27 protein-coding genes are annotated in these 25440 nt (G+C 70.9%); 15 read left to right on the top strand and 12 right to left on the bottom strand.

Annotated features, from left to right (window positions below; all coding sequences use genetic code 11):
• Window positions 1-13: 13 nt before the first annotated feature.
• Both ACIBQX_RS31745 and ACIBQX_RS31740 read left to right on the top strand, forming a co-directional pair.
• Entirely contained in the window at window positions 14-943 is a 930-nt protein-coding gene (locus ACIBQX_RS31745) for an ADP-ribosylglycohydrolase family protein (RefSeq protein WP_397010971.1), read from the top strand.
• A 115-nt stretch (window positions 944-1058) separates the two neighbouring features.
• Complete coding sequence (locus ACIBQX_RS31740; protein WP_397010969.1) at window positions 1059-2318, top strand: hypothetical protein; 1260 nt, start codon at window positions 1059-1061, stop codon at window positions 2316-2318.
• Here the strand turns inward: ACIBQX_RS31740 and ACIBQX_RS31735 are convergent.
• The 3 genes from ACIBQX_RS31735 to ACIBQX_RS31725 are packed head-to-tail and all read right to left on the bottom strand — an operon-like array spanning window position 2308 to window position 4604.
• Complete coding sequence (locus tag ACIBQX_RS31735; RefSeq protein WP_397010967.1) at window positions 2308-3297, bottom strand: hypothetical protein; 990 nt, start codon at window positions 3295-3297, stop codon at window positions 2308-2310. The genes ACIBQX_RS31740 and ACIBQX_RS31735 overlap by 11 nt on opposite strands.
• Window positions 3298-3300: 3 nt before the next feature.
• The gene (locus ACIBQX_RS31730; RefSeq protein WP_397010965.1) at window positions 3301-3948 is read right to left on the bottom strand and encodes a hypothetical protein; all 648 of its coding nucleotides are present in this window, start codon (window positions 3946-3948) and stop codon (window positions 3301-3303) included.
• Complete coding sequence (locus ACIBQX_RS31725) at window positions 3948-4604, bottom strand: hypothetical protein (protein WP_397010963.1); 657 nt, start codon at window positions 4602-4604, stop codon at window positions 3948-3950. The genes ACIBQX_RS31730 and ACIBQX_RS31725 overlap by 1 nt, the downstream gene beginning before the upstream one ends.
• A 167-nt stretch (window positions 4605-4771) precedes the next feature.
• On the opposite strand from ACIBQX_RS31725, the gene ACIBQX_RS31720 reads away from it, so the two are divergent.
• The 4 genes from ACIBQX_RS31720 to ACIBQX_RS31705 all read left to right on the top strand — a co-directional run bounded on the left by ACIBQX_RS31720 (window position 4772) and on the right by ACIBQX_RS31705 (window position 11872).
• A complete protein-coding gene (locus ACIBQX_RS31720; RefSeq protein ID WP_397010961.1) occupies window positions 4772-6760 on the top strand; it encodes a hypothetical protein in 1989 nt (662 codons plus the stop codon).
• 81 nt (window positions 6761-6841) lie between these two features.
• Window positions 6842-9856: an ATP-binding protein gene (locus ACIBQX_RS31715; protein ID WP_397010959.1), complete on the top strand. Its 3015-nt coding sequence runs from the start codon at window positions 6842-6844 to the stop codon at window positions 9854-9856.
• 83 nt (window positions 9857-9939) lie between these two features.
• A complete protein-coding gene (locus ACIBQX_RS31710) occupies window positions 9940-11169 on the top strand; it encodes a MurT ligase domain-containing protein (protein ID WP_397010957.1) in 1230 nt (409 codons plus the stop codon).
• On the top strand, window positions 11159-11872 hold the full coding sequence (locus tag ACIBQX_RS31705) for a type 1 glutamine amidotransferase (RefSeq protein WP_397010955.1): 714 nt from the start codon (window positions 11159-11161) through the stop codon (window positions 11870-11872). The genes ACIBQX_RS31710 and ACIBQX_RS31705 overlap by 11 nt, the downstream gene beginning before the upstream one ends.
• Window positions 11873-11879: 7 nt before the next feature.
• Here ACIBQX_RS31705 and ACIBQX_RS31700 read toward each other — a convergent pair whose 3' ends face one another.
• On the bottom strand, window positions 11880-12242 hold the full coding sequence (locus tag ACIBQX_RS31700) for a DsrE family protein (protein WP_397010953.1): 363 nt from the start codon (window positions 12240-12242) through the stop codon (window positions 11880-11882).
• Between the two features lie 44 nt (window positions 12243-12286).
• Here ACIBQX_RS31700 and ACIBQX_RS31695 point away from each other — a divergent pair, with 44 nt between their 5' ends.
• The 5 genes from ACIBQX_RS31695 (at window position 12287) to ACIBQX_RS31675 (ending at window position 16245) form a co-directional block, all read left to right on the top strand.
• Window positions 12287-12790: an FABP family protein gene (locus ACIBQX_RS31695; protein ID WP_397010951.1), complete on the top strand. Its 504-nt coding sequence runs from the start codon at window positions 12287-12289 to the stop codon at window positions 12788-12790.
• Between the two features lie 4 nt (window positions 12791-12794).
• Window positions 12795-13091, top strand: a complete 297-nt coding sequence (locus ACIBQX_RS31690) for a DUF2470 domain-containing protein (RefSeq protein ID WP_397010949.1) — start codon at window positions 12795-12797, stop codon at window positions 13089-13091.
• Between the two features lie 231 nt (window positions 13092-13322).
• Window positions 13323-14474, top strand: a complete 1152-nt coding sequence (locus ACIBQX_RS31685; RefSeq protein ID WP_397010947.1) for an alginate lyase family protein — start codon at window positions 13323-13325, stop codon at window positions 14472-14474.
• A gap of 409 nt (window positions 14475-14883) precedes the next feature.
• A complete protein-coding gene (locus tag ACIBQX_RS31680; RefSeq protein ID WP_397010945.1) occupies window positions 14884-15297 on the top strand; it encodes a Fur family transcriptional regulator in 414 nt (137 codons plus the stop codon).
• A 9-nt stretch (window positions 15298-15306) separates the two neighbouring features.
• Window positions 15307-16245 carry a YgfZ/GcvT domain-containing protein gene (locus ACIBQX_RS31675; RefSeq protein WP_397010943.1) on the top strand — a complete coding sequence of 313 codons (939 nt, stop codon included), beginning with the start codon at window positions 15307-15309 and terminating at the stop codon, window positions 16243-16245.
• A gap of 39 nt (window positions 16246-16284) precedes the next feature.
• Here the strand turns inward: ACIBQX_RS31675 and dtd are convergent, their stop codons facing one another.
• Window positions 16285-16710: a D-aminoacyl-tRNA deacylase gene (gene dtd, locus ACIBQX_RS31670; RefSeq protein WP_397010941.1), complete on the bottom strand. Its 426-nt coding sequence runs from the start codon at window positions 16708-16710 to the stop codon at window positions 16285-16287.
• Between the two features lie 59 nt (window positions 16711-16769).
• On the opposite strand from dtd, the gene ACIBQX_RS31665 reads away from it, so the two are divergent.
• Window positions 16770-17819 (top strand): asparaginase, encoded by a 1050-nt coding sequence (locus ACIBQX_RS31665; RefSeq protein ID WP_397010940.1) that lies wholly within the window; start codon window positions 16770-16772, stop codon window positions 17817-17819.
• Window positions 17820-18073: 254 nt separating this feature from the next.
• Here the strand turns inward: ACIBQX_RS31665 and ACIBQX_RS31660 are convergent, their stop codons facing one another.
• The gene (locus tag ACIBQX_RS31660) at window positions 18074-19690 is read right to left on the bottom strand and encodes a DUF2207 domain-containing protein (protein WP_397010939.1); all 1617 of its coding nucleotides are present in this window, start codon (window positions 19688-19690) and stop codon (window positions 18074-18076) included.
• A 68-nt stretch (window positions 19691-19758) separates the two neighbouring features.
• Here ACIBQX_RS31660 and ACIBQX_RS31655 point away from each other — a divergent pair, with 68 nt between their 5' ends.
• Complete coding sequence (locus ACIBQX_RS31655; protein WP_397010937.1) at window positions 19759-20577, top strand: ankyrin repeat domain-containing protein; 819 nt, start codon at window positions 19759-19761, stop codon at window positions 20575-20577.
• A gap of 121 nt (window positions 20578-20698) precedes the next feature.
• Here ACIBQX_RS31655 and ACIBQX_RS31650 read toward each other — a convergent pair whose 3' ends face one another.
• Window positions 20699-21433: an alanyl-tRNA editing protein gene (locus ACIBQX_RS31650; RefSeq protein WP_397010935.1), complete on the bottom strand. Its 735-nt coding sequence runs from the start codon at window positions 21431-21433 to the stop codon at window positions 20699-20701.
• Between the two features lie 78 nt (window positions 21434-21511).
• Here ACIBQX_RS31650 and ACIBQX_RS31645 point away from each other — a divergent pair, with 78 nt between their 5' ends.
• A complete protein-coding gene (locus ACIBQX_RS31645; protein WP_397010933.1) occupies window positions 21512-22168 on the top strand; it encodes an SGNH/GDSL hydrolase family protein in 657 nt (218 codons plus the stop codon).
• Here the strand turns inward: ACIBQX_RS31645 and ACIBQX_RS31640 are convergent.
• From ACIBQX_RS31640 to ACIBQX_RS31620, 5 genes are all read right to left on the bottom strand, one after another.
• Entirely contained in the window at window positions 22153-22521 is a 369-nt protein-coding gene (locus ACIBQX_RS31640) for a DUF2516 family protein (protein WP_397010931.1), read from the bottom strand. The two genes, ACIBQX_RS31645 and ACIBQX_RS31640, sit on opposite strands and share 16 nt — an antisense overlap.
• Window positions 22522-22636: 115 nt before the next feature.
• Window positions 22637-23044: a hypothetical protein gene (locus ACIBQX_RS31635; RefSeq protein WP_397010929.1), complete on the bottom strand. Its 408-nt coding sequence runs from the start codon at window positions 23042-23044 to the stop codon at window positions 22637-22639.
• Between the two features lie 3 nt (window positions 23045-23047).
• Window positions 23048-23542 carry a helix-turn-helix domain-containing protein gene (locus tag ACIBQX_RS31630; protein ID WP_397010927.1) on the bottom strand — a complete coding sequence of 165 codons (495 nt, stop codon included), beginning with the start codon at window positions 23540-23542 and terminating at the stop codon, window positions 23048-23050.
• A gap of 59 nt (window positions 23543-23601) precedes the next feature.
• Entirely contained in the window at window positions 23602-24507 is a 906-nt protein-coding gene (locus ACIBQX_RS31625) for a M56 family metallopeptidase (protein WP_397010925.1), read from the bottom strand.
• Window positions 24504-24860 carry a BlaI/MecI/CopY family transcriptional regulator gene (locus ACIBQX_RS31620; protein WP_397010923.1) on the bottom strand — a complete coding sequence of 119 codons (357 nt, stop codon included), beginning with the start codon at window positions 24858-24860 and terminating at the stop codon, window positions 24504-24506. Before ACIBQX_RS31620 ends, ACIBQX_RS31625 begins: the two co-directional genes overlap by 4 nt.
• 54 nt (window positions 24861-24914) lie before the next feature.
• On the opposite strand from ACIBQX_RS31620, the gene ACIBQX_RS31615 reads away from it, so the two are divergent.
• Window positions 24915-25418, top strand: a complete 504-nt coding sequence (locus ACIBQX_RS31615; protein ID WP_397010921.1) for an O-acetyl-ADP-ribose deacetylase — start codon at window positions 24915-24917, stop codon at window positions 25416-25418.
• The last annotated feature ends 22 nt before the right edge of the window (window positions 25419-25440 follow it).

Genomic DNA, 25440 nt, shown 5'->3' with positions numbered 1-25440 from the left:
ATACGCTGCAGAGATGGACCGTAGGGAACGTGCCGTGGGCGCGGTCGTGGGATCGGCCGTGGGTGACGCGCTGGGAGCCCCCTTCGAGTTCGGGCCCGCCGGCGCGTTCAGCGGCCGGTTCCCCGCCGGAGGCGGGGAGATGTGCGGTGGCGGGGGCTGGGAGCCTGGAGAGGCCACCGACGACACCCAGATGGCCGTGCACCTGGCCGAGTCGCTGCTGGAGTGCGGCGGGCTGGACCTGCCCGACGTCTTCGCCCGGTTCCAGCGCTGGGCCGCCGACGATCCCAAGGACATCGGCCTGCAGACCGAGGAAGTGCTCACCAACGGCATGCCGTGGGACCTGGCGGCGGGCTTCCACTTCCAGAGCACGCGCCGCGCCGCAGGCAACGGCTCGCTCATGCGGGCCACCACTTCGGCCGTCTACTTCGCCGCCGACGGGCGTGAGGCGACCATGGACGCCGCCCGGCGCATCGCGGCGCTGACCCACGGCGACCCGGCCGCCTGGGCGGGCACGGCCGTCTACCACGAGCTGCTGCGGGTGGCGCTCGACGGCGGCGATCCCCTCGAAGCCGTGCCCGACGTGCTCACGCATGTCCCCGCGCAGCACCGGGAGCGCTACTCCGTCGTGCTGGCGCCGGACTGGCACCCTGATCAGGCCACCGAGTTCAACGGCGCGATCTGGCCCTGCCTCGGTTCGGCCGTGTGGGCGTTGCGCGGCACGTCGGGGCTGGAGGAGGCGCTGCGGGCCGCGGTCGACCTGGGCGGCGACACCGACACGGTGGGCGCGGTGACCGGTGGCCTGGCGGGGGCGGTCTACGGTTTCGCGGCGATTCCGGCGCGCTGGACCGAGCCGCTGCACGTGCCTCTGCCGGGGGCGGGGGGCCGGGTGCTGCGCCTGCCGGAGCTGGTGGATCTGGCCCGGCGCCTGGAGAGCCGCGCCTAGCGGGCTGTGCACGTTGCTGCTGCGCCAGATGGAGCAGAACGATACGATTCAGCAGATGTCCGGATCGTCAGGTGTGATGGCGCCTCCCCGACCTGGGCCTATACCGGCTCAGAAGATGCCGTCCCCCTTCTCGTTGCCCCTGCACGCCCTCAGGCTTGCGGGGCGATGCGCGCTGCCCCTGATCCTCTGGTTCTCGGCGGGTGAGCTGGCTCGCTGGGCCACGCTCTACCTGGCCTCGGAGATCCAGCACGGCGATTTCTACCAGGCGCGCCTGGTCGCCGCCTACGTGCTGCTGACCGTGGTGATCCTGATCTCGATGACGATGATCACGGGCATGTTCCTGTCGCTGCGCCGCGTGCTCTGGGAGACCCAGGCGCGCCACGCGGACGGGCAGCCGCCGGAGAAGCTGTGGCGTTCGCTCAACCGGGTGGCGCCGGCCTTCGCGGTCATCTACATGGCCTGGTCGCTGCACATCGAGGACGCGGCCGACTTTCAGCAGATGGACCTGCTCCACAACCTCGACGACAACTTCTACACGCCCATCCTGAACAACGCGGCCAACGGTACGAACGAGGCGGTCACGTACGGCGTGGGTCTGGTCAGTCTGGACTGGCGGGTCTCGCTCGCGGCGATGGCCGTCACCTTCGGGCTGCGCGCGCTGTTCTCGCGCATGGTGGAGAACGGCAAGGGCGGGGCCACCGGCGTCGCCGCCGCCTTCGCGGAGTTCTCCTTCGTGTTCTGCGCGCTGAACGCCCTCTACAACCTGTCGGCGCTGCGGGGCGACTGGGCCGGTCAGCGAGCCGTCGTGGGCGGCGCGACGGACGCCTGGGAGCAGGCCAAGGAGAGCGTCCCCGGCTGGGAGGCGTTCTGGGCCTGGGTCGCCGACGTGTGGCCGTACGCGGTGGACGCGCTCGCCGTGCCGCTCACCTGGCTGGCGGTGGCCGTGCTGGTCTTCGGCGCCTCCGTGGACGACATGCGCAGGGCGGTGCGCGGCACAAAGCTGGAGAAGGGCGTCGACAAGCTGGAGGGCAGCCACTCGATCACCCAGCGGGCCGTGGACCGGGTCGTGGGCGGCTTCGTGGAGCGCTGGGTGCCCGTGGTCAACGCCTTCAGGATCACGGTGAAGGGCGGCGCGACGCTGTTCGGCCTCGTGTGCCTGCTGTACACGGGCCTCCACGTGGGCGTCGACTATCTGACGCGGGCCATCTACACGCTGATCGGTTCGGACGTGCCGTTCATGTGGCTGTTCGTCGGCCATCCCGTCGGGTTCGTCCTGGACCTGCTGGTGACCGCCCTGTCCTTCAGCGTGCTGGCCGCGGCGTTCGACATCGCGGCCACCAGGGCACGGCTGCGGGGCGAGGACATCACCGCCTGAAGATCAGCACGTCGTTCCTGGCGGCCTTCTCCTCGTCCTCCGGCTTGACCTCCAGGAGCTTCTCGGTGGGCGTGTCCGAGCGGTAGGTGATGTTCGGCTCCAGGTGCAGCTCCACCTCGTCGGCCACCGCCTTGGGCACCACGGCCAGCGCGGTGTAGTCGTAGGCCCGGTGCACCTCGTGCTTGTCGGTGGGCAGGTTGTCCTCGATGATCTCCACCTGCCAGGTGCGCTCGCGCTTGTCCCGTACGGTCAGCTCGGGCCTGCCGGTGAGGACGGTGCCGGCCTCGTCGGCGGCCTTGCGGGTGACGGTGATTTTGAGCCACTGCTTGTCGGGGGTGTTGTGCGTGGTGCCCGCCGGTGGCGGCGTCGGCTCGACCACCGTCAGCCACGTCACGTGCTCGTACGTCACCTGCTGTCCGACCGGCACCACGTGCACGGTCTCGCCCGGCTGGCCGCTCTTGTAGAACAGGTAGCGGTCGGCCGTCGGCAGGCCCATGCCCAGCGTGAAGGCGACCACCGCGCCGACTCCCAGCAGCAGCGTCCGGCCCCGCCGGGCGGGCGGCCGGACGGCGGCGGGCTCGGAGGCAGGCGCCGGTTCGGGCGTCGGCCCGGGCGCCGGCTCTTGTGGAGGCGGTTCTTGTGGAGGCGGCGGCGAGGCGGGCGGGGTCGAGGACGGCAGCGGCCCGGCGCTCGTGATGGCCGGGATCGGCTGGGTCGCGGCGTTGACCGACTGCTTCCGCGGCGGCGGCCACACCTGCTGGTCCGGGAACGGGGCCGTGCCACGGGGCCGCCGGGGCGGAGCGCCGGGCGAGAAGGGCTGACCGCCCGGCTGCCGATGCTGCCCCCGGCGCGGCCGAGCCGGTCCCTGGGGGGCCTGGGGCGCCTGCGGGTCCCGGGGCGGCGGTGCGGGCTGTGGTGGCTGGGTGGGCTGGCTGGGCGGTGGGGCGAACCAGTCGCGCTCCGCGTCGTTCGTGCTCATGGCCTACTTCTTCTCGTCCAGGTCGACGACGTCCGCGGGCGCGGAGCTGAGCTTCTTGGCGGTGGCCGCGTCGATGCCGAGGTCCACCTGCGCCTCCGGCGGCAGCGGCTCGACGTAGAAGCCGCCGGTCGGCAGCTGGAACACGGCCTGCGCGCCCGGCAGCGCGGCGGGCGGCACCTCGAAGACGAACCTGCCCGACGCCCACCAGCCCGGCTGGATCCACGGGTTGACCAGCGTCTGGCTCTCGTCGACCTTGTCGGTGGCGACGAACTTCTTGCCGTCGGCGGCGAGCAGGGTGGGCGGCGCCAGATGTACCGGGTCCTTGGGCACGGTGGCCTCCGCCTCGATCACCAGGAACACCTGCTCGGTTTCCACGATCTTGTCCCGGCTCTTGACCGTCCTGGCCGTGGACACCTTCTTCACGCGAACCGCGAACCGGCCGGCGTCGACCGCCTCGTCCTTCGCGCCCACGTAGGTGAGCGGCGCGTCCATCTCCGCCTGGGACATCTCCCGCGACTGCACGGCCACGGCGCCGGCGACCAGGACCAGGCCGACCAGGGTGTTGACCACCGTGGCGGCCGCCCGGCGGCGCGGGCGCTCCCGCCGCGCGCCGGGCGGGGGCTCGGTGCGCACCTCGTCGGTGGTCGTCATCACGTCCCCTCCTGCTTCACGGGCAGGGTGACGGTCGCGGCCACCTTCTTCACCTCCGCCTTGCCGACGAATCCCCCCTCGGACGGCACCAGCCAGGTGACGACACCGGTCAGCGGGTTCTCCATCTCCTCGTACGCGGCCACGTCGTAGGTCACCTGCTCCGGCGGGGTGGCCGTACCGTCCAGCTCATAGCGGGCGATCACGGTCGCGGCGACGTCAGGATGCAACTGCGAGGACTGTACGCCCTTGGACAGGACGAACAACCGGCCCCCGACCTCGCTCTTGATCTGCGGGGTCATCTTCAGCAGGGCCCCGCCGAAGCTGTAGCCGGAGCTCTTGTCGGTCGGCAGGCTGCCCACGAGGAGGGTCTTGTCGGTCTTGTTCGTCACCTTGAACACCACGTCGAGGAAGCGCTTGTCCTTGGCGAACTGGTTCGCGGCCGGCTCGATCGTCATCGTGGACTCGATGAACTGGGCGTCGAACTGGCCCAGGTCCACGCTCTGCCCGGCCTTGAGCTTCGGCGGCGGGGTTTCAGGGCGCTCGTCGAGGCCGCCCAGCAGAGCGACGACGCCGACGGCGGTGAGGGTCACCAGGGCGAGCACGGGCACCACTACGGGGCGTCTGTGCCTGTCGCTGCCGCCGGAGGGTTCCGTCATGGGTATCGATGGTAATAGGTCACACTTGTCCCACTCACCCCAATGCGCCCATTGTGCTGGTCGAATTGCCGAGAACCCTGCCGCAGCAGGGGTTGTAGCTCATACGCTGTCACGGAGCGGAGGGACACCGACCCTACTGACGACACAGCGCAGCCGGAGGGGGTCACGTGGCGGACGTGCATCCCGATCACGCACAGCTGCAGGCTGACCGTATCTACCTGGGCTGGCAGTACATCCTGGTGCACCCCGACCCGGGGCCTCCCCCGAAGCGGCCGTCGCCCGCCGAGGAGAGCGACTCCGTCAAGGGCGACACGGACGCGGAGCAACAGGCCGAGCTGCTGCGCCGCGAGCGCTTGCAGGAGGACATGCTCAACCGGCCGGTGCGGCGGGTCCGGATGTTCATGCTCCTGCTCACCCTGTTCCTGCTCACGCTGGCCATGACGGACTATCTCGGCTGGTCCTTCGCGCTCATCGGCGTGCTGGCGACCGGCGGCGTGGCGGCCATCTGCAGCTACGCCCTGCTGCAGGGCGACCGTGCGGTCAAGCACCGGGTCCACGAGCAGCAGGCGAGGGATGACAGACAGCGTCAGGAACGTGACAAGGAGCTGTTCCGCGCCCAGGAGGAGCACGCGCAGCGCTACCGCGAGTGGCAGGAGGTCAAGGAGCGCCACGACCGCCAGCTCACCTGGTACGCCGTCGCGGTGCCCGACGACATCGACCGCATCGACGTGGCCGGGGGCACGCTGCCCGGCTGGTCGGCGCTGATCACGCTGCTCGGCGCCACCCGGCTCTACAGCGGCGGCCACCTGACCGTGCTCGACCTGTCGGAGGGCGCGATCGCCAAGGACCTGATCGAGCTGGCCCGTAAGGGCGGGGACGATCCGCTGGTGTGGGTGCTGCCGGTCGACCTGCCCAGGCTCGACCTGGGCGCCACGCTCAAGCCCGAGGCGTTCGCCGACGTCCTCGCGCACGTGGTCAGCGTCAGCGAGGAGCACCGCAGCACCCGCGACCTCAGCTTCGACAACGCCATCCTGGAGCGGGTGCTGGAGGTGCTCGGCGACAACGCCACGATCAGTCAGGTCACGGCCGCGCTCCGCGCGCTCGCGCAGGTCGGCGACCCGCGCGAGGACCTGCGGTTCGGCCTGATCACCGCCAGCCAGCTGGAGCGGATCGGCACCCTGTTCGGGCGCGGCGTGAGCGACCGGGTGGTGATCGAGCGGGCCTGGGCGCTGGAGTCGCAGCTGCGCAAACTGGAGACGCTCGGCACGCAGGCCGTCCGCCTGCCGCCCGCCAGGCTCCGGGTCGTCAGCATGGACCGGCAGGCCGGCGTGTTCGGCAACCGGGTGCTCGGGACGTACGTCGCGACGGCCCTGACCCACATCCTGCGCCAGTCGCCCGCCTCCGACCGGCCCTGGTACCACACGATCATCGTGGCGGGCGCGGACAAGCTCCGCGGCGACGTGCTGGACCGGCTGATGGACGCCTGTGAGACCTCCAGGACAGGGCTCGTGCTGACCTACCGGTCGCTCACCCCGACCGTCCGTGAGCGGCTCGGCAGGGGCCACGCCGCGGTCGCCTTCATGCGCCTGGGCAACGCCGAGGACGCCCGGGTCGCCAGCGAGCACGTCGGCACCGAGCACCGGCTGGAGCTCGCCCAGCTCACCGAGACGATCAGCGAGTCGCTGCCCGGCCTCGACGGCGGCTACACCTCCACCATCGATCAGCTCGACGACTCCGCGGAGCAGCGCGCCGAGAGCCACGCCGACCTGGCCGAGGACATCACCGAGTCGACCGAGTGGGGCCGGACCGCCGACAAGATCTCCGAGAAGGAGCGGGTGCTGCAGCGCTCGCGGGAGTTCCTCGTCGAGCCGCACCAGCTCCAGCAGCTGCCCACCACGTCCGTGATCGTCACCGACGCCACCGCGGAGGGCAGGCGGGTCCGCCTGGCCGACGCGAACCCGGCCATACTGACCTTCCCCAAGACCACGCTCGGTGAGCTGGACGACGTCCGCGAAGCCCGCACCGCCGTCGAGCGCGCAGCCGGCAACGGCGCCGGCAGTGCGGCCCGCAGCGCGGCCGGCAGCGGCGACGCGGACCCCCCGCCGAACCTCGGGCCACCACCGCCACGCCTGGACTGGCGCAAGGACAGGCAATGACGGTCAATGAAATGGTCAATGTCGAGGTGATGCGCTGACGGGCGGCGGAGTTTTACTAACAACCGTCTGTGGGGGGATGAAATGCAGTCGAGTGTGTCGCTGAGCGGTCCCTGGTACCGAATCCAGTCGATCGCCGCACCCTCGCGTAGCTCGTCGGCAGAGTGGGATTTCGTCACCGTGCTGCCCGCCGTGCTCTCGGCCGCGCAGCGCGACCGGCCGTTCGTCATCGGCTGGCTCTCCCGGGGCTCCGGCGCGCCGCTCGAACTGATCACCAACGCGGGGCCGCTGTCACCGCCGCGCCAGCCGCGCCGGGCGCACGACGCGCCCGGCCGGCCGGGCGGCCCGCAGCCGTTGCTCTTCCCCGGTGGCGCGCGCGGCGTCGAGCTCGACGAGGAGTACCTCGCCGACCTGGCCGACCTGGTGTGGACGCCGTGTCCGGGCCGCCAGGCGCCGCCGCTCGGCGGCCGGCGTGAGTACGGCGGCGATCCCGATGAGCTGAAACGCCCCACCCTGTTCGAGTCGACCCTGGTCACGCTGATGTCCCGGCCGTTCGCCTGGCTGGTCGTGGCCGAGCCGACCGACCTGCTGGACGCCGAGGTGGCCCACCTGCGCACCCAGCTCAACGTGCTCAGACAGTACGGCGACGCCTCGGAGCGGTCCAGGTTCGACGCCGAGCGAGCCGAACGGCGCATGCAGGAGCTCGACGCCTTCCGTGAGGCGGGGCTGTGGAACACGCGGGTGCTGGCCGGCGGCGCCACCGCCGAGGAGCTGCGCCAGATCGCCCCCGTGCTGGTCGGCTCGGTCGAGATGAGCCACCACCCCTACCGGCTGCGCAGCGCCCAGGGATCCGTGTACGCCCTGGCGGACGCGCTGGCGATCACCATGCAGGACCCCGCCGACGGCGCCGCCGCCCCGTTCGCCGCGACGGCCGGAGCGCTGGCCGCGCTGGCCGGGCTGCCCCGCCGCGAGGTGCCGGGCGTACGGGTGCTCGACTCCGGGTTCTTCGACGTGACCTCGGAGGCCGAGGACGGCGAGCTGGAGCTCGGTGAGATCCTCGACGGCCAGGACCGCGCCGTCGGCTCGTTCCGGGTGCCGCTGGCCACGCTCAACCGGCACGCCTTCGTCACCGGCGCCACCGGCTCCGGCAAGTCGCAGACCGTCAGGCACCTGCTGGAGCAGCTCAGCCACGCGAACATCCCCTGGCTGGCCATCGAGGCCGCCAAGTCGGAGTACGCCGCCATGGCCGGCCGCGTCGAGTCGCACGGGCCCGTCACGGTGATCAACCCGTCCGCGCCCGGCGGCGTGCCGTTCAGCATCAACCCGCTGGAACCGGAGCCCGGATACCCGGTCCAGGCGCACATCGACATGGTGCGGGCGCTGTTCATGGCCGCCTTCGACGCCGAGGAGCCGTTCCCGCAGATCATGTCGCTGGCGCTGCAGCGGGTCTACGAGGCCACCGGCTGGGACGTGGTCACCGGCGGCGCGGTTCCCGGCTCGAAGGTGCCGCCCAGCGTGCCCACCCTGGAGCAGCTCCAGCAGCACGCGATGGACGTGATCAAGGAGATCGGCTACGGGCGCGAGGTGCAGGCCGACGTCGAAGGCTTCATCTCGCTCCGGCTGCGCTCGCTGCGGGTCGGCTCCGCCGGGCGCTTCTTCGAGGGCGGCCACCCGGCCGACATCGGCGGGCTGCTGCGGCGCAACGTGGTGCTGGCGATCGAGGACGTGGCCAACGACGAGGACAAGGCGTTCCTCATGGGCACGCTGATCATCAGGATCGTGGAGCACCTGCGGATGCGCGCCAGGCAGGAGAAATCCACCGACCTGCGGCACGTCATCGTCATCGAGGAGGCGCACCGGCTGCTGCGCGACCGCGGCGCCGGCCGGGCCGCCACCCACGCCGTCGAACTGCTCGCCGGCATGCTCGCCGAGATCAGGGCGTACGGCGAGGGCATCGTGGTGGCCGAGCAGATCCCCACCAAGCTCGTCTCCGACGTGGTCAAGAACACCGCGCTGAAGGTCGTGCACCGGCTGCCCGCGGAGGACGACAGGCAGCTCGTCGGCGCGGCGATGAACCTCAGCGAGGAGCAGTCCCGCCAGGTCGTCTCGCTGCCGCCGGGCGACGCGGCCGTGTTCGCCGACGGCATGGACCGGCCGCTGCGCGTGCGCGTGCCGCTCGGCGAGAGCCGCGAGAAGCTGCTGACCAGCCCGCCCCCGCCGATCCGCGGCCGCAGGTCGGCGGCGTGCGGCGGCCAGTGCCGCACCGGGCAGGCGTGCACGCTGGTCGAGCTGCGCGAGGCCGACGTGCTGGCCGACGCGCCGGAGTGGGCCTGGCTGCGCATCTGGTGCGACACGGTCGTGCTCGCCTTCGTCAGCAACCGGCCGCTGCCCGGCGTGCCGCGCTCGCTGGCGGCGGCCTGGGCCGAGCTGCCGGCCCGGCGCAGGGAGTGCCTGCTGGCCACCCTCGTCGAACGCTCGGTGCAGCGGCGCGCCTGGTCGCTGCGGAGCTGGTTCGACCCGGCGCTGCTCACCGAGAAGGCCGCGGAGACGGCCACCCGCCTGCTCGCCACCCTGGACACCGGCGGCGAACGCCCCGGCGCCTCGTGGGTCATCCCGCAGGTGCGCTGGCTGCACGAGGTCGACAGACTCTTCCCGTACGGCCGGCCCGCGCCCGACCTGCGCAGCCCCGCGCCTCCGATGGAGTATTCGCTCTTCCGCCGGCAGCCCAACGGCGACAGCCCTGGTCCCGGCGCCGTTGCCGGCGCCGGCGCCGGCAACGGCAACGGCTCGGGCGACCTCGCGCGCACCGAGCTGCTCGGCCACCGTGCCAAGGCCCTGCGTCACCACCCGCTGTCGATGGAGGTGGACCACAACAGGGCGCTGGCGTGGCGGGTCATCCTGGGCGACGACGAGAGCGAGAGCGTCCAGCGGGACATCACCACGGTCGCCGTGGGGATCGAGACGCAGGCCCGGCTCCGCCACGTCGGCCAGACGATGGGCGCCGGGTGGCTGGAAGGGGTCCTGTCGTGGCCTCGCAGGTTCGTGCTCCCGTTCGAGCAGGGCGGCACTCCGGAGATCTCCTTCGCTGAATCCAGCTGACTTGCCGAATCACCCGAATCGGACGTGTCGCCGACCGTCAGATGGAGGTGCCACACCCCCGATGACGACTAGGATCCCTGTACATGACCCAGCTTCCACTACGGGCTCAGCTCGCGAGCGCCCTGGGCCGCAGTGCCGCGACGCTGTCCAGGATGACCGGGCGCGGCGACGGCTCGGTGATCGGCGGACGGGTCGGCCTGATGCTCGAGCCCGACCTGCTCCGCCAGCTCGCCCGTGATCGCAAGCTGGCCCTGGTCAGCGCGACCAACGGCAAGACGACCACGACGAGGCTGATCACCTCGGCGCTGCTGCGGCTGGGGCAGGTGGCCACCAACGCGTTCGGCGCCAACATGCCCGCCGGTCACGTCTCCGCGCTGTCGCAGCAGAAGGGCGCCCCCTACGGGGTGCTGGAGGTCGACGAGAAATACCTGCCGGAGGTCCTCGACACCACCGGCGCGAGCGTCGTCTGCCTGATGAACCTCAGCCGCGACCAGATGGACCGGGCGGCGGAGATCTGGCTCCTGGCACAGAAGTGGCGCAAGGCCCTGTCGGGCAAGCCCACCCACGTCATCGCCAACTGCGACGACCCGCTCGTCACCTGGGGCGCCTCCACCGCGGCCAAGGTCACCTGGGTCGCCGGCGGCCAGCGCTGGAAAGAGGACTCCTGGAGCTGCCCGGAGTGCGGCGGCCCGCTTGAGCGCAAGGACGTCGACTGGGCCTGCCGCGAGTGCACCTTCCACCGGCCCGAGCCGCAGTGGATCCTCGACGACGACGCGGTCATCGACCCGCGCGGCGAGCGGTGGCTGCTCGACATCCAGCTCCCCGGCCTGGCCAACCGCTCCAACGCCGCGATGGCGCTGGCCGTGGCCGAGGCGTTCGGCCTGCCGGTGGATCAGGCGTTGCCCAGCCTGCGCGAGGTCACCTCGGTCGCCGGCCGCTACACCACGGTCGAGCGCGACGGCCGCCAGGCCCGGCTGCTGCTGGCCAAGAACCCGGCGGGCTGGCTGGAGGCGTTCGACGTCAGCGACCCCGGCCTGCCGATCATCCTGTCGGTCAACGCCAAGGGCCCCGACGGGCGCGACACCTCCTGGCTGTGGGACGTCGACTACCGCATCCTGCGCGGACGTCCCGTGTTCATCACCGGCGAGCGCCGGCTCGACCTGGCGTTGCGGCTCGAAGTGGCCGACGTGCCGTTCGCCACCTGCACCTCCTTCTCCGAGGCGCTGGCCATGCAGCCGCCCGGCCGGGTCGACGTGATCGCCAACTACACCGCCTTCCAGCAGATCCGATCGGAGTTCGGTCGTGCCGTCTGACAGCGCCCTGCGCATCGTCTGGATCTACCCTGACCTGCTGAGCACCTACGGCGACCAGGGCAACGTGCTCGTCCTGGAGCACCGGGCGCAGCGCAGGGGCATCGAGACCGAGACCATCCACGTCCGCTCCGCCGACCCGGTGCCGGAATCGGGTGACATCTACCTCATCGGCGGCGGTGAGGACCGTCCGCAGATCCTCGCGGCCGAGCGCCTGCGCCGTGACGGCGGCCTCCACCGCGCCATCGCGCACGGCGCCGCGATGCTGGCCGTGTGCGCCGGCTATCAGATCATGGGCAGCACGTTCGGCGGCGAGGAAGGCCAGCCGGTCGACGGCATCGGCCTGCTCGACATCGCCAGCACCCGCGGCCCCGCCCGCGCCGTCGGCGAGCTGGTCGCGGAGGTGGACGCCAACCTCGGCCTGCCCACCCTGACCGGCTTCGAGAACCACATGGGCGTCACCAGCCTCGGCCCCGGCGTCAAGCCTCTGTCCCAGACGATCAAGGGCGTCGGCAACGGCGACGGTTTCGAAGGCTGCTACGCCGGCCACGTGGTCGGCACCTACCTCCACGGCCCCGCCCTGGCCCGCAACCCCGCCCTGGCCGACCTGCTGCTCTCCTGGCGGGCCGGCGAGCTCGCCCCCCTGGACGACACCCGCTACGAGCAACTCCGCCAGGAGCGCCTCAGCAGCGTGCTCGCCCAGTGACCCCAGGTCAGTAGACCAGCGCCTGCGCGCCCTCCGCGATGGCCTCCTCGACGAACGTCGGGGCGCCGGCGATGCGGACACCGTCGATCACGTCGTCGACGGTGATGTCGCGGCGGGCCGCGCACTGCGTGCACAGGGTCACCCGGCCGCCCGCGAGGACGGCGTCCAGGAGATCCGGCAGGGGTACGGCGTGCGCAAGGGTGAGCTCCTTGGCCTTGCCCGGAAGGGCGAACCAGGCGGACTCCCCAGTCAGCCAGAGCGACACCGGGACGCCGCTCGCGAGGGCGGCCGCCGCGACCGTGAACGCCTGGTTGCAGCGCTCGGGTGCGTCGGCGCCTGCTGTCACTTTGATCACCAGTGATCGTGCCATGCCCGTCACCTTAGTCCCCGGCGGAGTCAATAGGGTTGGGCACCATGGGAGTAGAACACGAGGAGCCGGTGCCGGTGCACCCCGACCTGGAGCCGATCGCCTTTCTGCTGGGCCGGTGGGAGGGCGCGGGCGTCGGGGGCTACCCGACGATCGAGAGCTTCAACTTCGGTCAGGAGATCGAGTTCGGCCACAACGGCAAGCCCTTTCTCAGTTACGTGAGCCGCACCTGGCTGCTGGACGAGGACGGCAACCGGGTCAGGCCGCTGGCCACGGAGTCCGGCTACTGGCGGTCGCGGGCCGACCGGCAGCTTGAGGTGGTGCTGGCGCACCCGACCGGCGTCGTGGAGGTCTACGTCGGCGAGGTCGTCTTCCACAAGATCGAGCTGCAGACGGACGTGGTGGCGCGCACGGCGACGGCCAAGGAGTACACCGCGGGACGCCGCCTGTACGGCCTGGTCAAGGGAAATCTGATGTGGGCGTACGACATGGCCGCCATGGGACAGCCGCTGACGTCGCACATGTCGGCGGAGCTGAAGAAGGTGGGTTGACCAGATGAGCTCTCCGTTCACCGCGGACGCGGTGGAGGCGATCAAACGCCACATGAACGACGATCACGCCGACGACGCATTGATCATCGTGCGGGGTCTCGCCGGCAGGCCGGAGGCCACCACGGCGGTGACGAGCGGGGTCGACGCGGAGGCCATCGAGTTCACCGTCGACGGCGGCGAGCAGGTCAGGGTGGCATGGGGGGAGAGCCTGACCGAGCGCGCACAGGTGCGCATGGCCGTGGTCCGCCTCTACCGCGACGCCTGCCGTGAGCTGGGCATCCCCGCCAGAGGAGAGCACTAGCCCGCGGCTTCCACGGCGCTGCCCATCCGCGGCGTGCATTTCGTGCACCGGGACACTGACGACGGCGACGCAAGGGCCGACGCCGATCTGGCGCTCCTCCGCGTCGCCGGCGGGACCCGTCCCGCCGCCGCGCCCCAGGCGGCGGCCTAGCGGCCGATGTGCACGGCGCGAGAACGTTGACAGATGCGTCGGCGGCTGGCTGAATGGGCGTCCGCGTCTGGAAGGAAATCCGTGCGTCTCGCTCGCCCTCTCGCCGTCACCATGCTCGTGGCCGCCGCCTTATCCGCCCCGCAGCCCGCGCAGGCGGCCGCGTTCAAGCATCCCGGCGTCCTGGTCAGCCGCGCTCAGCTCGACTTCGTCAGAGCCAACCTCGGCAACGAACCGTGGAAGTCTGCCTGGAAAGCCCTGCAACGCAGTTCCTATGCCTCGCTGTCCTACACGGCCAAGCCCCGCGCCGTCGTGGAGTGCGGTATGTGGGGGAAGCCCGACCACGGCTGCTCGGACGAGCGTGAGGACGCCAATGCGGCCTACACCCACGCCCTGCGGTGGTACCTCACCAAGGACTCCCGCTACGCCAAGAAGGCGATCCAGATCATGGACGCCTGGTCAGCCGTGATCACCGAACACACCGGGAGCAACGCGCCGTTACAGACCGGCTTTGCCGGCGCCAACTTCTCCCGCGCCGCCGAGCTCATCAAGCACACCTACACCGGCTGGACCCGGGCCGACCGGTTCGCCGGCAAGCTGCGCACCGTGTACCTGCCGACCTTGATCGCCGGTATGCCCAACCACCAAGGCAACTGGGAACTGATCATGACCGATGCCGCCATCGGCATCGCCGTGCACCTGGACGACCGCGCCTCCTTCAACCGAGCGGTCACGACCTGGCGCGGCAGGCTGCCCGCCTACATCTACCTCGCGACGGACGGCTCGCTGCCCAAAGCGCCACCGAACAGCAAGCACGACACCAAAGCCGAGATCATCGACTACTGGCACGGGCAGACCAAGTTCGTGAACGGCCTGGCCCAGGAAACCTGCCGCGACTTCGGGCACACCGGATGGGGGCTCGCGGCCATCTCCCACGTCGCAGAGACGGCCCGCCACCAGGGCGTGGACCTGTACGCCACGGCCAAGCACCGGCTGCGATTCGCGATGGAGTTCCACGCTCGCCTGCAACTGGGCGCGACGGTGCCACCGTGGCTGTGCGGCGGAACGGTCACCCTCGGCCTCGGGCCGAACCTCGAAGTCGGCTACAACGCGCTGCACCAGCGTTTCGGATACGACATGCCCCATGCCGAGAAGTGGGCGAAGCAGAAGCGCCCGGTCGGCGCCTCGCGCTTCCTGGCCTGGGAGACCCTCACCCACGCGAAGAACCCGCGCTAAGCGGCGGACTGGCCGTCGGCCTGCGCGACCGCGGGAAACTCCGCGGGCCTGTGGAACCCCGCCTACCCGGCGCGACAGCCGGGCACCCACGCTGACCACAGCTGGCTCAAGAAGAATCGACGCTAGAACTGAAGAAGGGCCCCAGGCAACGTTCCGCCTGCCGAGCAGGTGGGCCGGATGGACTAAGGCCGGGATCGGATCCCGTCCTCCGGCTGCCAGGGGCCCCGGTGGTTGCCTCGTACTCGCGAACGACTCGAGACAACAAGTCCGCGTCGTTAGCGGACAACCACCTCGCTAGTCCAATCATGAATCACCATTGTTTGGACCACCTCCTTTCCGCGTACTGCAGAAGCTATGCGGTCACGCGCGGACGAGGCAAGCGAATAACCATCGGCCGTACACTCGGGACATGACGGAGACGCAGTGGCATGAGGAGCTTCGCGCCAAGGGCTATCGGGTGACTCCGCAGCGGCAGCTCGTGCTTGAGGCGGTCAAGGAGCTGGAGCACGGCACTCCCGAGGAGATCTGCGTCAAGGTCCGCCAGACCGCCCGCGGCGTCAACATCTCGACCGTCTACCGCACGCTGGAGCTGCTCGAAGAGCTCGGCATGGTCACCCACACCCACCTCGGCCACGGCGCCCCCACCTACCACCTGGCGGCCGAAGCCGACCACGTGCACCTGGTGTGCCGGGGCTGCGGCGAGGTCGGCGAGGTGCGCCCGCAGCTGGCCGAAGGCCTGGTCAAAGGCTTGGACGACGAGTTGGGTTTCGAGGCCGACGTACGACACCTGACCGTCTTCGGACGCTGTCACAACTGCCGTTAACCTGGAGGCATGCGTAGCCCTCTGCTCGATCTGCCCGGCGCCGTCGCCGCCGACGGTCCTGACGCCGACGTCGCCGCCCACTACGGCGACCTGTTCGCCGAGCAGCGCGTCCTGGTCAAGGGTGAGGCGGTCGTGGACCGCAGCAACCGCGAGGTGATCCGCGTCGCGGGGGCCGACCGGCTGAAATGGCTCAACGACCTGACCTCCCAGAAACTCGACACCCTGGCCCCCGGCGAATGGACGCAGACGCTCCTGCTCGACGCGCAGGGCCGGCTGGAGCACCACCTGACGCTGGTGGACGACGGCACGGCGGTGCTGGCCCACGTCGAGCCGGGCGCCTCGGCGACGCTGATCGACTATCTCGACCGGATGCGGTTCATGCTCCGCGTGGAGGTGTCCCTGGCCGAGGACCTGGCGGTGCTGTCGTCGGCGACCGAGGACTTCCTGGTGTCGCGGGCCGAGCTGCCCGACCACCTGGGCAGGCCGCTGGCCGGATTGTGGGCCTACGAGGCGCTGCGGATCGAGGAGCACCGGCCGCGGGCCGGCTTCGACACCGACCACAAGACGATCCCCCACGAGGTCGGCTGGATCGGCTCGGCCGTCCACCTCAACAAGGGCTGCTACCGAGGTCAGGAGACCGTCGCCAGGGTGCACAACGTGGGCCATCCACCGCGCCGCCTGGTCTTCCTGCACCTGGACGGCAGCGTCGACACGCTGCCCCCGCACGGCGCACCGGTGATCTTCGAGAGCCAGGAGGTCGGCACCGTCGGATCCGCCGCCCGCCACTACGAGCTGGGGCCCATCGCCCTGGCCCTGGTCAAGCGGACCGTTCCGGTGGACGCGACGCTGCTGGCCGGGGGAGTCGCCGCCGCCCAGGAGGTCATCGTGCCGCCCGACGCGGGCCGCAACGTCACCATCGACCCGGCCCTGCGCCGCCGCATCCGCTGAGGGTCAGACGTCCTGGATGATCGGGCCGTCGTCCTGCGGTCAGACGTCCAGGACGAGGGTGATCGGGCCGTCGTTGACGAGGGAGACCTGCATGTCGGCGCCGAAACTGCCGGTCTCCACGTGCGCGCCGAGCCCGCGCAGCTCCTCGATCACGGCGTCCACCAGGGGCTCGGCGACGGGGCCCGGAGCGGCGGCCTGCCAGGTGGGACGCCTGCCCTTGCGCGCGTCGCCGTACAGGGTGAACTGGCTGATCACCAGGAGCGGCGCCGAGACGTCGGAGCAGGACTTCTCGCCGTGCAGGATGCGCAGCCCCCACAATTTGGCGGCGAGCCTGGCCGCCTCCGCGCGCGTGTCGGCGTGAGTGACACCGACCAGCACGAGCAGGCCGGGCTCGTCGATCGCGCCGATGACCTGCCCGTCGACCGTCACGGACGCTGAGCTCACTCGCTGTACCACTGCTCGCATGGGATCCCATTCTGGCTCAGATACGGCGCTCCGTAGACTCTGCGCGAAAGGGGTGGCAGATGTCGCTGGTTGTGGAGGTCGTCCGGTCCGGGTTCGTGGAGTCCAGGCACCAGGCCCGGATGCTGACCTTGGACGCGGCCGGCCGTCCTGTCGAGGCGCACGGCGCGGTGCACGTACCGGCCTCGCCGCGTTCGTCGATGAAGCCGCTGCAGGCGCTCGGCATGCTCCGCGCCGGGCTGGGCCTGAGCGGCGAGCTGCTCGCCCTGGCCTGCGCCTCCCACGCGGGCGAGCCCTATCACGTCGAGGGCGTCAGGAAGATCCTGGCGGGGGCCGGGCTGGATGAGTCGGCGCTGCGCTGCCCGGAGGACTACCCCGAGGACAGAGCGGTCACCGACCGGGGCCGCGTCTACATGAACTGCTCCGGCAAGCACGCCGCCATGCTGGCCACCTGCGTACAGAACGACTGGCCGCTGGCGACCTACCTGGAGCCGCCGCATCCGCTGCAGCGGGCGATCCGCGCCACCGTGGAGGAGTTGACGGGCGAGCGGATGGTGGCCTCCGGCGTGGACGGGTGCGGGGCACCGCTGTTCTTCGTCTCGATGCTGGGCGTGGCCAGAGCCTTCGCCTCCCTCGCACTGAGCACAGAAGCGGGCACAGACGACGGTGTGGGTGAACACACCGAGCACGACACTGTGGGCCGTGCTGAGGGCGGCACTGACGAGGGCCCACAGGTGGACCCTGCGGGCACCGTGGGCACCGTGGGCACCGTGAGCACCGTGAGCACTGCGGGCAGGCGGCCGCGGGTCGTCTTCGACGCCATGCGGGCTCATCCCGAGTGGACGTCCGGCACCCACCGGCCCGAGGCGGCGCTCATGCGTGCCCTGCCCGGCCTGGTGGTCAAGGCAGGGGCGGAGGGCTTTCAAGCCTTCGTGTTCGAGGACGGGCGCGCGGGCGTCATCAAGGTCGAGGACGGCGCCGGACGCGGGCGCACCCCGCTCACTGTGGCGGCGCTGCGCACGCTCGGGCTAACCTCGCCCGAACTGGACGCGCTGGCCACGCAGCCCGTACTGGGCGGTGGCCGCCCGGTCGGCGAGCTCCGCGTCCGTTAGAGCGGCCCCTGGCAGCGGCTCCGGTGGTGCTGCGCGCCTGTGCGAGCTGCGCGCCTGTGCGAGCTGCGCGCCTGGACGAGCTGCGCACCTGCGTGCGCTAGCCCCTGCGCGTCCGCTGGCTCTGCGTGCGCTAGCCCCTGCGTGGCGCTAGCGCTGCGCGTCCATTGGTCCTCGCGCGTCCGTCTAGAGCTACGCGCCTGTTGGAGATGCGCGTCTGTAAATCCCGCGCATCCGCTCCCGCTGCGTGTCCGCCGCTAGAGGGTGCGGAACTGGCGGGTGGCCGAGATCGCGCCCGAGGTCGTCGTGGTGAACGTACGCATCGAGCCGGCGAACTTCGACAGGTCCCACTCGGCCGGCCCGTGATACCAGTAGAGGTTGTCCGAGGGTGAGCCGTTGCCGGTGACCGAGGCGACGACGCGCGACCAGTGCTCCACCCCGTCGAAGATCACGGCGTACGGCAGATAACGCGAGAACAGCTCCACCCGCTGCTTCTCCGGCACGTCACCCAGGTCACCCGAGAAGAGGAACTCGCGGAACCCCAGGGTGTGCGCCAGCGCCGCCGAGCCCTTGGCGGTCTTGGCCGGCATGTACTGCCCACCCACGGACAGCGCCCCACCCGCGATGATCAGCGCCAGCCCGATCAGGCCGTAGGTCGTCAACCAGGCCAGCGCGGCCGTGGCGAGAACGCCCACGACCATGACGACCGCGCCGATCGTGGTCCAGCGGGTGCGCTCGGCGTCGGGGCGGCGGGCGAACCAGCCCTGCGAGACCACGTCGGCGTACAGCGCGTCGCGGACCTTGCCCAGATGGGCGGCGAACGAGCCGGACAGATGCGACAGCAGCACCGCGTCCCGTCCGTCGAAGATCGCGTCGTACAGGGCCCGCTCGTAGGGGAGCAGCGCGGCCACAGGCGCGTGGGGCTGCTTGACCAGCATCCAGTCCGGGGCGTCGTACGTCTGCCGCTGCTGCTCGTCGATGCGGAGGTAGCCGCGTACGGCGAGGTCCACGATCGTGGCCGTCACGTCGACCACGTCGGCCTGCTCGTCGACCAGGGTGCCGATCTGGCCGGGCCGCACCCCGTCAGGCGGGGAGAAGTGGCCGTCCCGCACCGGGTCGACCGCGCCCCTCTCATGGTCGACGATCCGGGCGTCCCGGCCGCGCGTCCAGTACAGCGCGGCCAGGCCGCCGAGGAGCAGCACCAGCAGGGCGGCCAGCGCGCCGCCGGTGACCGGGCTGAGGGCGAAGGCGCCGGCCAGCGAGAAACGCCTGTCGATGATCGGCTGCCCGCCGCTGGCGCCCTTGGGGAAGCCGACGACCACGGTGAGCGCCTGGCCGGGGGCGAGGCCCGCCTGCTCGAAGTCGGCCCGGGTGGCGGAGTGGTCCATGGAGGCGGAGGTGCAGCCGATGGCCGAGGTCAGCTCACCGGCGAAGCACGACAGGCTCTGCACCTGGCCAGGACCGTTGATCTTGACCGTGGCCTTGGCGACGGCGGTGTCCCAGCCGTTGACCGCGAACCAGCGCAGCTCCTCCATGCCGCCCGTCGCGGTCACGGCGCCCTTGACGTCGTACTCGACGGTGGCCGGAGCCGTCACGGTCAGCACGTCGCCGGTGAGCTTGCCACCCTTGACGCCGGAGATCTCGTACAGCCGGTCGCTGGTGTCGTCATAGCGCGTCCTGGTCAGGAACGTCCGCTTGAGCTCTCCCTCGGCACCGCTGATCTTCTCTACGACGTGCAGGGTGCCACCCTTGCCGAGGGTCATCGTCACTTCGTCGGTGATCCCTGCCGCCGCCATGGCGGGAGTGGCGGACGCAGGGGCCACCGCCAGAGCGATGGCCCCCAGCGCGGCCAGCATGTGCCTGAAACCCGTCATGGCCGCACATGCTAGCGGTTCCCCCCGACAACCCCCGAAGATGGAGTCCACATGCGCAGGAGGAACCGATGAGCAGCACTCCGCACGCGGAGGGGCCGATGGGCGGGCCCGGCGCGGTCCAGGCGATCCGGTCGGGTGACGTGCTCGCGCTCCGGCGACTGCTCGCGTCCGACCCGGCGCTGGCCACCGCCCGCGTGGACGGATCTCGTACGCTCCTGCACGTGGCCACCGACTGGCCGGGCCACTTCCCGAACGTCGCCGAGACGATCGCCGCGCTCGTCGACGCGGGCGCCGACGTCAACGCCCCCTTCGGCGGCGACCAGCCCGAGCACCAGGAGCGCAGCGAGCACGACGAACACGGCGAGTACGACGAACACGGCGAGTACGACGAACACGGCGAGTACGACGAATCCGACGAACGAGGCGCTCGCGGCGGGCATGCCGAGACGCCGCTGCACTGGGCGGCGAGCAGCGACGACGTCGAGGCGCTGGACGCGCTTCTGAACGCGGGCGCCGACATCGAGGCGCGGGGTGCGGTCATCGCGGGCGGGACGGCGCTCGCGGACGCGGTGGCGTTCGCGCAGTGGGAGGCGGCCAGGCGGCTGGTGGCGCGGGGTGCGGCCGTCGAGCCTCGCCACGCCGCCGCCCTCGGCCTCCTGGACCAGGTCACGGTCTCCGGTCAGGACGAGGTCGACCTGGCTTTCTGGTACGCCTGCCACGGCGGCCGGCGTCAGGTGGCCGAGCATCTGCTGGCGCGGGGCGCCACCGTGGACTGGGTGCCGTCCTGGGAGCCGCTGACGCCCCTGGACGCGGCCGAGCGCCACGGCTTCACCGCCGTAGCCGCCTGGCTACGCAGCCTGGGCGCGCACTCGTACCAGGACCTCTGAGCGGCGCGGCCGAGCAGGGAGCGCTGAGCGGGCGCGCTCAAGCAGGGAGCGCTGGCCGGGCGCGGTCGAGTAGGGGGCGCTGGCCGGGCGCGGTCAAGCAGGGAGCGCTGGGCGGGCGCGGTCAGTCGGCGATGGCGATGCGGAGGCGGCGGAAGCCGCGGCCCTTGCTCTCCACCTTGGTCACCTTGACGCGGCCGATCTGCTTGGTGGAGGCGACGTGGGTGCCGCCGTCGGCCTGGGTGTCCAGGCCGTTGATGTCGACGATGCGGACCTCCTGCACCTCCGGCGGCACCAGGTTGGCGGCGGTGCGGATGATGTCGGGGATGGCGAACGCCTCCTCCCGCGGCAGGACGCGCACGTCGATGCGCCGGTCGGCGACGATCTCGGCGTTGCAGGCCGCCTCGACCGCCTCCTTGAAGCCCGCCGGCACTTCCGGCAGGTTGAAGTCCATCCTGGCGGTCATCGGCTCCATGTTGCCCCCGGTGACCAGGCAACCGTAGTCGCGGAAGACGACCCCGCAGAGCACGTGCAGGCCGGAGTGGGTGCGCATGAGGGCGGAGCGGCGCTCGTCGGCCACGGCCGCCCGCACGACCGTGCCGACCGGGGGCACCGGGTCGCCCTCTGCCGGAATCAGGTAGAGATCGTCGCCTTTGCGCACCCCGACGATGCGAGTTTCCACCCCTTGCCAGAGGAGAACTCCGTGATCCGCAGGCTGGCCGCCGCCCCCTGGATAGAATGCCGACCTGTTCACCACGATCCCCTCAGGGGTGGAGTCGAGGACGACGGCTTCGAAGTCGCGAAGGTTCTGGTCGGACAGCTCAAGCCGTTGCGTACGCCCGTGGAGATCGCTGGTCATACCAGCAGCCTAGAGCTTTCGAGGTGGTACATGCGTGGTCTGATGCATCTCCCCTTCATCGCCCGGGCAGCCGCCTTAATGGCGATTTATGGCACTACGTCGGCCTGTAGTACGGCGGCGGCGGCACCCGAGATCGCGCTCCGGACGCCCGTCCGGCAGGGCGCACCGGTGGTGATGTTCGTCGGGGACAGCTTCACCGTCGGATCGGGGCCGGTCCCTCGCTGGCACGCGTACGCGACCGAGGCCGCCCGCCTGCTCGGCTGGCAGCCGATCGTCGCGGGCGCGGGCGGCACCGGCTATCTCAGTGAAGGGCGCGTGGGACGTACGTTCCAGCAGTCGTTCGAGGCGGAGCTCGCCTGGCGGCCGGCGCCCGACGTGCTGGTGATCTCCGGGGGGCACAACGACTGCCGCTGGTCCTCGCCCAAGGTGCGGCGCGCGGCCACCACGCTCCTGAAGGACGCCAGGGCCACCTGGCCACGGGCCGAGGTCGTCATGGTGGGCCCGATCTGGATGGGGCGCGCTCCGGCGAAGGCCTATCGCGTGCGTGACGTACTGGCCGAGGTGGCGGAGCGTCAGGCGGTGCCGTTCCTCGACCCGATGCGCGAGCGCTGGACCGCGGGCGGAAAGGCGGAGATGACGCTGCCCGACGGCGTCCATCCGACGCACGCCGGGCATGTCCGGCTGGGGACGTGGCTGGCCGGAGCCTTGAGCCGGCTACCTCACCAGGGTCCGTAGGGCCCCTGGTTGCCGCCGCGCCCGCCCATGCCCTTCACCGCGGGCTTGACGTCCACGATGTAGACGGTGGCGGCGATGACGGCGATGATGGAGAAGATCCCCAGGCCGATGCCGAGGAAAGCGGCCCCTCCGATGACGAGGAAACTCGTCAGATAGCCATAGGCGCCCGCCGCCGAGAACAGCGTCGCCAGGATCAAGATGATCAGCCAGATGTTCTTCTGCAGCTTCCCCGCCGACACGAACGCGTCGTTCGACACGCGTACCGCGTGCGCCAGCGCGTACGCCGCCATGCCGAAAATGATCACGGAGAGCACGAGGAAGAGAAAGTTGAAGACGAGATTGATGATTTCCATATAAAGGCTCCGCCCGATGCCGCGATGAGTCGGCCCCAGCCTAATAGGCGCCCCCGGCGCACGGGAGCCACAAAACGAAGGCCCGGCTCTCGTGAGAGCCGGGCCTTCGGTCAGGTCAGGCCTGGGCCTTGGTGGTGCGGGTCTTCTTGACAGGGGTGGCGACGGGCGGCTCGGCGGCCTCCGACAGCTCCTCCAGCTCCAGGGCGGCCTCGCCGGTCGTCTTGCTGACGACCTTGCGGCCCCTGCTGGCGAAGTCCTCGTAGGCCTCCACCGCGCGGTGGGTGAGCACGTCGGCGTACTCGCGCGCCTTCTCCGGGAGCTCCTTGGCGATGCCCTCGGCCTTGTCGGCGTAGGTGCGGGCCCGGACCGGCAGGTCCTTGGCCAGCTCGACACGACGCGACTGCAGCTTCTGCAGCTGGTCGGGCAGCTCGCGCAGCTTCTCGACGGCGAAGTCACCGACGCCGGCGACCGCGTAGAAAGGCTTGGAATCGGTGAGCTTCTTGACCTCGGTGGCCAGAGTCATGGGTTAACCTTCCTTGGTTTCCTGGTTGACGGCGCCGTTGTCCGCGCTCGCCGCATAGGGCTCGAGTGCGGCGAGCAATTCCGGTGGCAGCGGCCGCTCGTCGTCCGTTTCGGAGTCGCGCTGGGGATGGGCGTTCTGGGAGGTCTGCTCATCCCCGGCGAGATGCTCCTTGCGGAACGATTCGTAGATATCGATCAGCACCTGACGTTGCCGCTCGGTCAGCAGGGTGTCGGCCCTGATCGTGGCGATCACGTCGCTGGGCGGCTCGCGGTCCTCGATGAGGCCGGCCTGCACGTAGAGCGCCTGCGAGGAGATGCGCAGACCCTTGGCGATCTGGTTGAGGATCTCCGCGCTCGGCTTGCGCAGCCCGCGCTCGATCTGGCTGAGGTAGGGGTTGGAGACCCCCGCCGCGGCCGAGAGCTGGCGAAGCGAGATCTTCGCCTGCTGCCGCTGCTCACGGATGTACTCGCCGATCGAGCCGACCTTCGGTAGTGCCATGCCTCTAGTGTGCCTCGCCGTGCTTGCAAATGCAAACACAGTGGTAGCAGGAGCAAGCGCTAGAGCTGGATGACCCAGAGGAAGGGGGTGGAGGTGACCAGGCCCACAGACAGGGCGAGAACCCCGTAACGCAGGCTCACGGGCAGCTCGGGGCCCGGCTTGAGCAGCCGGTCCACCCTGGCCATGACGTGGTGCGCGTGCACGCCCAGCATCCCGCTGGGCGTCGGCATCGCGCCCGCGGTGCCGAACCTGAGCAACGCGGTGGCCAGGCGGCGCGGCGAGCAGTAGCGGCGGGCCCGGTCGTCGGCCGCCATCTCCACCAGCAGCTCGACCTGCTCCTGCGCCTCGCGGACCACCTTCGCCCAGGGCAGCGCCCTGCGCAGCGCGGTGAACGGCAGCAGCACCAGATCGTGCCGCTCGCGTACGTGCGCGGCCTCGTGCGCGAGCACGGCGGTCAGCTCGTCCTGGGACAGCAGCTTGAGCGCGCCCTCGCTGACCACCACCTGGGAGCGCAGCCCCGGCACGCAGTAGGCGGCGGCGCTCGGGTGGTCGAGCACCCGCACACCGGGCACGCCCGGATCGTCACGGGAGATCAGCGCCAGCAGCACGCGGTGCCGCCGCCGGGCGCGCAGCGCCTGCACCCCGGCCGAGATCAGCACCACGACGAGCACGGTCAGTGCGGTGAGCCCGGCGATCATCGCCAGGACGTGCAGCGGGTCCCACGCCACACTCGGCGCCTGGCCGTCGGCGAAGGCGAGCAGGCCGGACAGCACGCCGATCTCGTAGGGCTGCACGCCGAAGGCGAGCATGGAGCCGGTGGTGGCCAGGCCCCAGGCGACGCCGAGTGACTGCCAGAGGATGATGGCGGTCCGTGGCGCGCGGGAGGTCCAGCGGGCGGTGGTGAGACGCCAGGAGCCGATCGCGCACGCCATGGCGAGCGCGGCCAGCACCACTGCCGTGATCACTCTTCCTCCAGCTCCGTAAGGACTCTGCGCAGGACGTCCGCCTCGGGCCCAGAGACGGCCTGGGCGAAGCGGGTCAGGGCGGCGGACCGGTCACCGGTCATGCCCAGTGCCTCAAGCATAAGCTCAGCGACGTAGCTGTCACGGCTTTCGGCGGGTTCGTAGCGCCAGGCGCGCCCGTCACGGGTGCGGTGCAGGAAGCCCTTGCGGGTGAGACGGTCGAGCACGGTCATGACCGTCGTCGGGGCCAGGTCGCGGTCGGCGATGAGCCTGCCGACCTCGCGGGCGGTCAGTGGGTTGTTCTCCGCCCACAGGATGTCCATGATGCTGCGTTCAAGCTCCCCAAGACCCTTCACACTCTTCAGCGTAGTACTACGACGTGTCGAGCAGCCATCCGGGATGCTGAAGAGATGCACATCACGCTGGTTCTGGGCGACATCACCGAGCAGCAGGTCGACGCCGTGGTGAACGCCGCCAACTCCTCCCTCATGGGTGGTGGCGGGGTCGACGGCGCCATCCACCGCCGTGGCGGCCCGGAGATCCTCCAGGAGTGCATGAAGCTGCGCGCCTCGCAGTACGGCAAGGGCCTGCGGACCGGCCAGGCGGTCGCCACGACGGCGGGCAGGCTGCCGGCGCGCTGGGTCATCCACACCGTCGGACCGGTTCACTCCGCGACGGAGGACAGGTCGCACCTGCTCGCCTCCTGCTACCGCGAGTCGCTGCGGGTGGCGAGTTCGCTGGGGGCGGCGACGGTGGCCTTCCCAGCGATCTCCACCGGCATCTACGGCTGGCCGCTCGACGACGGCGCGCGCGTCGCGATCCGCACGGTGCGCGCCGCCGAAGCGCCTGTCGAGGAGGTGCGTTTCGTCCTGTTCGACAAGGCAGCGTACGCCGCGTTCGAGGCCGCGCTCTGACCCTCAGGCGTCCAGTACGACG

This window comes from Nonomuraea sp. NPDC049714, assembly GCF_044465295.1.
GTDB lineage: Bacteria > Actinomycetota > Actinomycetes > Streptosporangiales > Streptosporangiaceae > Nonomuraea.
This window is presented reverse-complemented; position numbering and strand designations above follow the sequence as displayed.